Source organism: Blastocatellia bacterium (assembly GCA_025054955.1).
In the GTDB taxonomy this organism is placed as follows: Bacteria; Acidobacteriota; Blastocatellia; order HR10; family J050; genus JANWZE01.
This window is the reverse complement of sequence record JANWZE010000027.1, coordinates 1-10,191: the sequence shown is the minus strand read 5'-3', so window position 1 is coordinate 10,191 and position 10,191 is coordinate 1. Positions and strand designations below refer to the sequence as shown.

The 10,191-nt window shown below is 55.5% G+C and carries 10 protein-coding genes; 4 read left to right on the top strand and 6 right to left on the bottom strand.

All coding sequences use genetic code 11. The features are described 5' to 3' along the window. Window positions 1–377: 377 nt before the first annotated feature. From rsmB to NZ823_03095, 4 genes are all read right to left on the bottom strand, one after another. A complete protein-coding gene (rsmB, locus tag NZ823_03110) occupies window positions 378–1,781 on the bottom strand; it encodes a 16S rRNA (cytosine(967)-C(5))-methyltransferase RsmB (protein ID MCS6804116.1) in 1,404 nt (467 codons plus the stop codon). 240 nt (window positions 1,782–2,021) lie between these two features. Further along, the gene (fmt, locus tag NZ823_03105; GenBank protein ID MCS6804115.1) at window positions 2,022–2,990 is read right to left on the bottom strand and encodes a methionyl-tRNA formyltransferase; all 969 of its coding nucleotides are present in this window, start codon (window positions 2,988–2,990) and stop codon (window positions 2,022–2,024) included. A 172-nt stretch (window positions 2,991–3,162) separates the two neighbouring features. Continuing rightward, a complete protein-coding gene (def, locus tag NZ823_03100) occupies window positions 3,163–3,672 on the bottom strand; it encodes a peptide deformylase (GenBank protein ID MCS6804114.1) in 510 nt (169 codons plus the stop codon). 18 nt (window positions 3,673–3,690) lie between these two features. After that, window positions 3,691–3,858: a hypothetical protein gene (locus tag NZ823_03095; GenBank protein ID MCS6804113.1), complete on the bottom strand. Its 168-nt coding sequence runs from the start codon at window positions 3,856–3,858 to the stop codon at window positions 3,691–3,693. 174 nt (window positions 3,859–4,032) lie between these two features. Here NZ823_03095 and NZ823_03090 point away from each other — a divergent pair, with 174 nt between their 5' ends. Both NZ823_03090 and NZ823_03085 read left to right on the top strand, forming a co-directional pair. Beyond that, complete coding sequence (locus tag NZ823_03090) at window positions 4,033–5,178, top strand: AAA family ATPase (protein MCS6804112.1); 1,146 nt, start codon at window positions 4,033–4,035, stop codon at window positions 5,176–5,178. Between the two features lie 174 nt (window positions 5,179–5,352). After that, a complete protein-coding gene (locus tag NZ823_03085; protein ID MCS6804111.1) occupies window positions 5,353–5,655 on the top strand; it encodes a hypothetical protein in 303 nt (100 codons plus the stop codon). Between the two features lie 103 nt (window positions 5,656–5,758). Here NZ823_03085 and NZ823_03080 read toward each other — a convergent pair whose 3' ends face one another. Together NZ823_03080 and NZ823_03075 are read right to left on the bottom strand one after the other, a co-directional pair. Next, window positions 5,759–7,357 carry a hypothetical protein gene (locus NZ823_03080; GenBank protein MCS6804110.1) on the bottom strand — a complete coding sequence of 533 codons (1,599 nt, stop codon included), beginning with the start codon at window positions 7,355–7,357 and terminating at the stop codon, window positions 5,759–5,761. 315 nt (window positions 7,358–7,672) lie between these two features. Continuing rightward, window positions 7,673–8,014, bottom strand: coding sequence for a hypothetical protein (locus NZ823_03075; GenBank protein ID MCS6804109.1), 342 nt, complete (start codon window positions 8,012–8,014; stop codon window positions 7,673–7,675). On the opposite strand from NZ823_03075, the gene NZ823_03070 reads away from it, so the two are divergent. Beyond that, a complete protein-coding gene (locus NZ823_03070) occupies window positions 8,013–9,458 on the top strand; it encodes a hypothetical protein (protein ID MCS6804108.1) in 1,446 nt (481 codons plus the stop codon). The two genes, NZ823_03075 and NZ823_03070, sit on opposite strands and share 2 nt — an antisense overlap. A 6-nt stretch (window positions 9,459–9,464) precedes the next feature. After that, window positions 9,465–9,806, top strand: coding sequence for a hypothetical protein (locus NZ823_03065; protein ID MCS6804107.1), 342 nt, complete (start codon window positions 9,465–9,467; stop codon window positions 9,804–9,806). Window positions 9,807–10,191 lie beyond the last annotated feature (385 nt).

The window sequence follows — 10,191 nt, the reverse complement described above, 5'->3', positions numbered from 1 at the left end:
GGGATCATTGATCTTGGGCGCTGTCGCGGGAACTTCCGGCTGACGATCTCGCGCAACAACCCGACGGTGACGCACACAATTGTGTCGAACGTGAATGCGTGCGACGACGTGTGCACGTGCCCGTAGGGTGATTGACAACGTGGAGTGGGCGGACTGCCGGTGACGTGTCCGCCCGCTTCGCGGATGGATCCAGAACAATTCGTAAGCCCGGCGGAGCCAGGTGGTCTGGCTCATCCGGGCTTTTTTATCGCCTGCAGTCTGACACGTGAAAGGTAGGCCAAGACGGGGCCAGGTGATACCAATAGATCGAATTGCGAACGAGTTTACACTGAGAGCCACGCTTTTAGGGTAAGCTGATTGAAAACCGCTCCAATACATCAAGTGTGCCGGCCGAGTACAGCAGCGAAGAATCCGTCTGCGTGATGCCGATGAGGGAACGTGCGAACATCGCCCGTATGGGTCAGCACGCTTGGATGCGCTGTGGGCTGGAGCCGCTTGAACTGAGGATGCGCGTCCAGAAATTTTTCAACGACCTGTTCGTTTTCCTCCGGCTCCAATGAGCAGGTTGAATAGACCAATCGCCCGTGGCACGCCAGCATCGTGGCCGCGTTAGTAAGCAAGGCCAGTTGAAGCTGCGCCATTGCGGTCAAGTCGTCTTGTTGGAGTCGCCACTTGATTTCAGGGTGATGACGCAGCGTGCCTGTGCCAGAACAGGGAGCATCCACCAATACACGATCAAACAACTCGGCAGGCGTCAACGGAAGTGGCTGACGCGCATCCATGACGACCGGATGAATGAGAGTGACGCCAAGCCGATCGCTGAGCTGTTGCAGATGACGTAGCCGGTGCTGATGTACATCGGCAGCCACGATCATTCCCTGATTCAGCATCGTGGCTGCCATCTGTGTGGCTTTGCTGCCGGGCGCGGCGCACACATCGAGCACGCGCATACCCGGTTGAACCGCCAGCAGCGATGCGACCAACTGCGAGGCTTCATCTTGAATGTAGACCTTGCCTGATTGAACCATCGCTCCGTAATCCTGCGTCGCTCCCCGTTCGATGCGATAGGCCCCGGGCGCATACGCTGAAGCGATCAGCGAGACGCCCTGCTGTTCAAGCTCGGTCCGCGTTTGTTCGGGAACAGCCTTCAGCGGATTGAATCGGAGGGCCACTGGTGGCGTTGCGTTGTTGGCTTGCAAGAGCCGGATCGTCTCCTCTCGACCCCATTGGCTGATCCATTTCTGAACCAGCCAGCGCGGATGAGAGTATCGAATGGCGAGTTGCTCATGCTCCTGTTCAATCTGATCACAGAGGTCTATCTGACGTGTTCGACATGCCTCTCGCAAAATGGCATTGACCAGTCGCGTCGCGCCGGCCCGGCTGTGTCTTTTGGCCAGTTGCACGGATTCGTTCACGGCGGCCCAATCGGGAATCCGATCCAGAAACCGGATTTGATAGAGACCGAGTCGCAACGCGATGAGAACTGGTAGCTCCAGTTTCGTCACCGGCCGAGTCGCATAGTGTGCGATGTAATAATCCAGTTGAAGCTGCCAGCGCAGCACGCCCAGCACCAGCTCATACACCAGACGACGGTCCTCAGCAGCTAGAGCATCCAGCTTTGCCGAAACCAAGAGCTCTGAGGCATAAGCTCGCTCCTGTTCGACCTGTAACAAGATGCGGAACGCTTCCCGCCGCGCCGGACTGATGGCCGGTGACCGGTGGCCGCTCCTACCATGAAGCGATGGCGAGGTGGATTGTCGTTTCTTGGACACTATGCTCATCCCACATGCTCTCAGTTTCCAAGAGAATCGTTCCTATGCTCTTGCACGCCACGAAGAATGAATCATGGAGCACAGGCAGGAATGCCTATGCCACATGCTCAAGAGAATCGTTCCTATGCTCTTGCACGCCACGAAGAATGAATCATGGAGCACAGGCAGGAATGCCTATGCCACATGTTCTTAAGCAAGGGAAGACGCGCTCGGCCAAAACTCAACGTCTGCGTTCACCCAAACCACGCGCTAATGGCCGAGCTGCATGCCTGCATCCACTCGAATGCCGTTTAAGAAATCGCGTGTCTTCATGCGTCGTCTCCCTTCAAGCTGGAGTTCTTCAATCTGCAATAGGGACAAATCCCCGCATTGAATCACGAGACGCTCTTTGCCGGCATGAACGATCGTTCCCGGCGCTGTGACGGCATCGCGCTGCGCCCGCTCCCGTTCGTCCGGTTGATCAGCAGAGACAACGTTCGCGCCCCAGATAATCAATCGCTGTCCGTTGAAAATGGTCCACGCGCCGGGCCAGGGTTGAAATCCGCGGATGCGGTTGTGGATGTGCTGCGCTGGCATTTGCCAGTTGATCAAGCCGTCTTCACGCTTCAGAATGGGCGCCAACGTTGCCTGAGAATGATCTTGTGCCTGAGGCGTGATGGCGCCCTGTTCGATCAGGGCGAGTGTTTGCACCAGCAGCTCAGCGCCGATGACGGCCAGCCGCGCGGCTAGTTCAGGAGCCGTTTCGTCGGGTTCGATGGAACAAGACTTTTGTAGCAGAATCGGCCCCGTATCCAGTCCAGCGTCCATTTGCATCGTCGTGACCCCTGTTTCTGTTTCGCCGCAAGCAATCGCCCAATTGACAGGGGCTGCGCCGCGATACTTTGGCAACAACGAGAAATGGACGTTAATGCACCCCCAACGAGGAATCTCCAGCAACCAGGGCGGAAGAATCCGACCGTAAGCCACCACCACCGCAACGTCCGGCGCCACAGCGAGGAACTGCTGGCGCACTTCGTCGGTTTTGATTTGCGCCGGTTGATAAACAGGAAGCCCGTGAGCCAGCGCAGCTCGCTTGATCGGCGGCGGCATCAGTGTCTGATGGCGCCCAACCGGACGGTCAGGTTGCGTGAACACAGCTTCGACCGTATGACCCGCTTCTATGATGCGTTCCAGCGTCGGCACGGCCACGTCCGGCGTGCCCATGAAAATAATCCGCATAACGACTTCAAAGGTCTGTGAATCGTGATTCGTGGTCCGTGACCCGTGGACCGTGATTCGTGACTCGTGGTTCGCGGTCCGTGATTCGTGACTCCTGATTTCTGGCTTGTGACTTCTGACGCCTGGCTCCTGATTTCTGTTTTTCAACTCCGAGGTCGGAGAGCTGGTTTTTTTACCATTCTCCCGCTTTGATCAGCTTTTTAATTTTTCGCTGTACAAAATCGCGTTTGATTGCGCTGACCAGATCAAGGAACAATTCACCGTCCAGATGATCAGTTTCGTGGGCAATGCAGCGGGCTGCCAAGTCCATCGCATCAACCGTGAATGGCTTGCCATTGAGATCATACGCCGTAGCAAGCACTCGTTTGGGACGAGTCACTTTCAGATAGATGCCGGGGAAACTCAAGCAACCTTCTTCTCCGACCTGCTCGCCTTCCGTGGAGATGATCTGAGGATTGATGAAGACGTACTTTTGTTTTGGGTCTGTGCCGCCGCTGCAATCCATCACAAAGAGGCGTTTCAACACGCCCACTTGCGGCGCCGCCAGCCCAACGCCGCGAGCAGCGTACATCGTTTCAAACATATCATGCACGAGTTTGGCCAGTTCTCCGTTAAACTCGGTTACCGGCTCGGACGGCTGTTCCAGTCGTGGATCGCCGTATTTGAGTATGTTCAGCATCATAAGTCACCGCGTGAATTTTTAGCCCACGCGCTCTTGGACTGTCAAGCCATCGGCCTGCCAGCGGTCTACATCCCCGTTCGATAGCCCGTCGTAGCCGTCGGAAATCCGTATCGGCGAGGCCGAACCCGCTTCTTGCAGAAAGGCTGCTTTCACCACTGAAGAAAATGTTTCAGGGTTGAAACGCATTGGATCACTCCATCGCTTGGCGAGAGACGAACTCAGCAGAACAAGACTTCCAATGACAATACATAGTGCAACGAAGCATGCCGGAGCCAGTCCGGTCTTCGGGTTTGGAACAGGCATTGCACACCCGTTCTGCTCACGTCGCTTGTTTCAACGTCAGCGCGGAGGTGGCATTACATGGTGGCGACACTCAAAGAACATGCTCGGATGGATGTGACACAATTAGACCCCAGCCTGATGAGCCCATCAGCGCAGATGTTCAACGACCAACTCGCTGCTCGCATTGTTGGACAAGAGCGGGCAGTCCGCGCGTTGGTCGGCCTCTATCAACTTTATTTGGCCGGCATGACACAGCCCTTTCGGCCCATCGGGACGTTGTTATTCCTCGGACCAACGGGAACAGGGAAAACGCGGGTCGTTGAAGCAGCCGCGGAAATTCTGTTCGGTGATCCCTATGCGATGGTCAAAGTGGATTGCGCTGAATTTCAACACAGTCATGAAATCGCCAAGCTGATCGGCTCGCCACCCGGTTACCTGGGCCATCGGGAAACCGAGCCGGCATTCACCCAAGAACGCATTGATCGTTTCCAAACGCCCGAAAACCAATTTACCTTTGTGTTGTTCGACGAGATCGAAAAAGCTTCTGACAGCTTATGGCTGCTGTTGCTGGGTATCTTGGACAAAGCTACATTGACGCTGGGGGATAATCGAAAAGTTGATTTTTCTCGCTGCATCATTTGTATGACCTCTAATCTCGGCGCCAAAGAAATGGAATCGCTCATGTCAGTCAAAGTCGGCTTTGGCCCGCCGACCGCCAGCCCACGCTTGAATGAATATACCGACGAGAAGATTTACCACACGGCGATTGCAGCGGCTCGGAGAAAGTTTTCCCCGGAGTTCATGAATCGGATTGATAAAGCCGTCGTCTTTCGGCCACTGCGTGAAGAGCAGCTTCGGAAGATCGTGGAGTTGGAATTGAAACAGGTTCAAGAGCGCATGAATCGGCGCTTCGCTCGCCCGTTGACAATGAGATTCACGGCGCGCGCTAAACAACGGTTGCTTGAGGAAGGCTGCGATTATCGCTATGGCGCGCGCCACCTGAAACGGGCCATTGAACGCTACATCGTCTTTCCGTTAGCCAACCTGGTTGCTACGGGTCAGCTTGTCGGCGGAGAAGAGATTCAAATTGACGCACAACCGATGCAAGACGAGTTGGTATTCACGCGAATCAAAGACGCACCTTTGCACATCTCACGCGCGCAGACAGAAGCCAAGCGTGGTCAGTTTACCCCGTTTCTGCCGCAACCGTTTCTAGCGCCTTAAGACTGGGGCGACAGAGCCGCCAACACACTTGCTCAAGAGCAAGCAATCGGCCACGCCACGAACCATGAAAATGGAGCACAGGCGGGAACGCCTGTGCCACATTCTTCAGAGGAGCGCCGTTACCGCTTGGCTCTGCCGGCGCACTCCAAGCTAGAGTGCGTATGAGAATGCGTTTTGGAGCGCGGCGGCAAGCCCGCAGGGCGCGACGCCGCTTTGGCCAAGATAAAGTCAGGAATCGCCCATGCGTTCCCCGCACGCCACGAGAAAATACTATTCTTTCGTGAAGTTCGTGTGTTTCGTGTGTTTCGTGGGCTATTTGTTTCGTGGGCTATTTTAAGAGGACTCAGCCACACACGCTGCACCGGGTGTCACCAGAGAACCATCGGTGTGAAGCGTGAAATCTGTGGCTATTTCAAAGGAGCAGCATGGGCTGCTTTGGTCGGCATTGTGCTACTGCTGTTCACGCCATCCGGCTGATAATTCTTCGCCCTTTCACACGTGAGAACGACAATGGCCCCGTGGCTTGAGCCAGCTCATGAAGCCCAAACCACGGAGCTTTGCCGAAAGAAAGACGGAGGCGTTAGAAGTTGACGAACCGGACGCAGAGCGTGCCAGTGGCATTGTTAAACCCGCCTATGCGGACTCTGAACGTTTGGCCGGCTGTAACAGCAATGATCACGCGTGAACGCAAGTCATTACCGAAATCGTCATTGTCAGCCAGAGCTGTGCCGCCGGGTGGGCAGGCTGTTCTAACGTGAATCGTCGTGTCGTAGTTGGTGGATTGCACGCCCTGGAAGCCAAATGTTCCCAGATCGAGGAACCCGGTCTTGCCGGCGGTCACTTGATACCAGACGCTGGCGCCGCCAATACCTGGTTCACCACACGCTTCAGTAGCTCCCACAGTGCTCTGACAAACCATAAATGCGCCGCCGTTAGACCCAAAGGTGACCGGCGTGGCTGCCGCACAAGCGTCGTTTGGTGGAGGAGCCGGCAAATTGACAGAGGAGATATTCAAGTTCAGCGTCCCACCGTTTGGGGCGCCCCAGTCGGCCACTTCAATCAGATAGGTTTGCCCGGCTACCGCCCGGAACGTGACGGCTGACAACAGCCCAGTTCCACTATCATCGTCGCAGGCAACAAGCTCAGTGGGTGTTGGACAAGGGGGACACCAAACGGCCAAAACCGTGTCGTTGCCTCCGCCATAACTAGTACCATTTGTTGTCACCGTCACATCCTGATTTACCGGCGCTGTGTAGGAGAACCACACCGTATTGGAATGTTGAGATGGCACACCAGCCGCGCAAGGGATGATCGGGTCGGTAGGAGCCGTTGTCGCCAGTAGTGTTGACTGCGTGATCGTTTGCGGATTGAGCGCCGGGTTGATCACCGTGGCCGAGGCGCAACTATCATTAGCCGGCGGAACGGCGACCGTGGCCACCAGGTCGTAAGGGCCGCTGGCCCCGGCATAGCCATCCACCACGATGAAATAATCCGTACCCGCAGCGATGGGGAATGTCACCATCTCAAGCACACCACCGGCCCCTGAATCATCGCCGACAATGCAGTTCGTTGTGAAAACCCCTACCGGGCAGGTCGGGCTGAGCACATACAAAGCTAAATCCGCCGTCGTTGTAGGATCCATGCTCACAATGGCAGTGCCGGCCGTCGGGCTGTTGAGCTTGTAGACTTTGTCTGGACCCTGGCCACTAGCAGCGAACATCGTCCCGCCGCTAATACCAGGGCCGGTGCTTGGGCATGTGGTCGCCGCCGCCGGATCATAATTGTCAGCCGCGCCAACAGTCGTGTCTGAATCGGTGAACGACGTGGTGTTGGTCGGAGCTGCTGGGCACGTATCGGCACCAAAAGCCATGACGCCAAGCGGTAGATCGGCGTCGCCGTACAATCGTTCGTACTCCGCTCCTAATTCATCAGCCAGTTGTTTGTAGAGCAATAACTCTTCGCCCGTCAGTGTATCTTGGCGGGCCATCAATTCCAGGAACTTGTTGCCGTATTCTTGCCAGCCGATTTTCCCCTTGATTGGAAGAGTGGCCGGTTGCGTCGTTGTTTGGGCCTTGCTGGCCTTGTCAGCAACGGTCTGAACTTTGGCGCTGGCCGGCAACATCATCATCCCTAGAAGCGCAACAAGACATACATAAAACGTCGCCTGCTTAATCTTCATATTCTCTACCTCCTTGCAAGTTGAAGCTCAGCGCGAGCGCTGTCGCCGGATATGTGTCGAGGCGTCCTAAAACTGCCCTCCCACTTAAATAGCCATCAGAGCGTGGCCGAGCGCACCGGATGCAGTCAGTTTGCTTTCACGCCACAACCCTAACGACTTCACTACATCGTTCAAGAATGGAAACAACTTCCAACCCTCCTAATTAAGTACCACAACTGCCAACAAACTCTAGTTAAAGACTACAACCGGGCGGTATTTTAAGGCTTATGCCCACGTCAAGTCAATTTTTTTCTTGATGCCGGAGGAGGAAATGCTTTAGGCCGGCATGCAGAGGTTCGAGTCAATAAGTTTCAGGCCCGTCAGCAGCCCATCGGAGGGGAGCCAGAAGTGGAACCTCTGATTTGTGCAAGCCAGCACAACCACACGCGCGGTGAAGCCGCGCCGGATGCTTTGCGCCTCTTGAAGCGTCACGGTTAGGATCACGGCCTTGCCTTTCCTCGCCGGCGTATGGCAGAATCGCGTCGCCACACTGATAAGTAATCCGTGAACGTCGCCAACTCCGGTCAGCGTGACAGGCGTGCGAATTTGCGGATGATACAAGGAGGGAAGGATGCAATTAAGAAATAGCTTCTTACGCCGGAGACGATTCCTGGCCATGGAAAGAAAACTCTCAAGTTTGCTCATCATTGCGTTAACCGTTGTGGGATTCATCCCGAGCGGCACGAACTCGCATGTGAATCATCGGCTTGCTCAGGGCGGGCCTGGACAGGAAGGCACAATTCTGAACGAGCGCGAACCGAACAACTCCGGTAATGCAGCCACGCCCGTGCCGCCGTTGACCCGCTATGTGCGCGCGGCCATCAATCCGGTCGGCGATGTTGATCTTTTTTCGTTCACTGCAACTCAAGGCGATTACGTGTTCATCTCGGTTGATACGACGCCGTCAACCACCAGTCGGGATTCATCCTTAAGATTGCTCATGGGCAATCGGGTGATTGCTGCCGATGAGGACAATGGACCGAACCCGCTAGCCTCCGGCTTGGCGGGCGTTAGAATTACGCGCACAGGCACTCATCAAGTCGAGGTCCGTGAGAACGGCAATAACGAGACAATCAGCGAATATCGGCTGTTTCTCTGTGTGTTGCCCGGACCGGTGCGGATGGAAGTCGAACCCAATGACGCGATTGAAAACGCGGCATTGGCCAGCAACGTCAACGGTGGACTCATCAATATGCCCGGCGATGTAGATGGATGGCGGTTTCAAGCGCCGGAGATGAGCACGCTGGCCATCAGCCTCGATCAAACAGTTGGAGCTGGCGGCTTTGACGGCGTGCTGGAATTGATTGATCCAATGGGAATGACAGTAGCGGTACAAAACAACAATGGTGAGCGAGCGGGCAATGCCGAATTTCTGAATGTGTTGAGCTTGCCGCTGACGGGCGTCTACACCATTCGTGTGCGAGAAGCGCGAATCAGTCAAGGCGATGAGCGGTTCGATTATCTGCTAGGAATTTGCCTCAATGGTCGCCCGTTGCGTCGAGCCCCGATTGCCGATGCCGGCGACGATGTGGGTGTGTTAGAGACAGAAACAGTCACGCTTGATGGCTCCAGAAGTCGTGGTCTGGATGGCGAACCGTTGAGCTATGAGTGGACGCAGGTAAGCGGTGACAGCATTCCGTTTGCCAGTGGTGGGCCGTTGCTCACGTTTATCGCGCCACAACTGCCGGTGGCTGCGCTCAGGCTATATGTGTTCGAGTTGAAAGTCACCACGCCGTTTGGGCTGAGCGCGACGGATCGCGTCACGGTGCGGGTCTCCGATCGCTTCATGCTCCGAGATGATATGACGCCCCATCGCGTGCTGCTCAATCTGGCAGCGCCCTCATTCACCTGGACAACGCCGACGGGCGCTTCAATCACCCGCCCGATGACAATTGTGACACTGAGTGCAGAGCTGCTCGATATTGACACCCAGGGCGACGATTACAGTTTTGCTGCCGGCGTCACTTTCCGCGAAAAATCAGGCAAAGCCGTCTTGTTGATCAGTAACACGAGATTCACCATCAACGACTCTAACTACGAAGACAGTCAAGGCGGCTTCTGATCGCCGATGTCGGCCAACGCGGCTCCACTGGGCAAAACAGTGACAGTTCAAACGAAATGGATGAGGCAGACGTTTCACGTCTGGCTGGACTTTGGCGGCGTCTCACGACGCCGCGTCCCCAAGATCGCTCCTTGGGAAATCGCCCACGAAACACACGAACTTCACGAAAGAATTGTCTTTTCATCCTTCGTGGCGTGGCTGTTGCACATGGGCGATGACTTGAAAATAACCATTTTCATCGTTCGTGGCGAGCGCGGAGCTCATGGGCGATTCCTTGGAAAAAAATTACGCGGAAAGAATGTTACTACTTTTTTTTCGTTTTTCGTCAAGAAAAATTTTTACCCTTGACGACCTTTTCGAGGCAGCTAGTCCTGCGATTTAGTTCGCGCTGGTGCTGGTCGCGGGCGACGCCTTGACCGCTCACGCTTATTTTGGTCTGGAGTCTTTGAACCTGGAAGCTGAAGCATAGCTTTTTCTCCATGGCTTGCTCAATCTGGCCGCGCGCCAACGCTCCGATCTTTCCCTTCACAATTGGAGCGATTTCCAATTGCCTTTAGCCTGGAAGCCGCACATCGTGCGGGCGAATGCACGCCGGAAGCGTGCGCTCTCAGGGTGAACTCACTCGCAAACCGCTCTAGTATGAGAAGCAGACCCAGGCAACTGCCGCAGGCGCGGTCATCAGATGCAATTGGTATCAGAGAGGCGCTAAGGTTCGAGTCGAGCCAGTTGACGA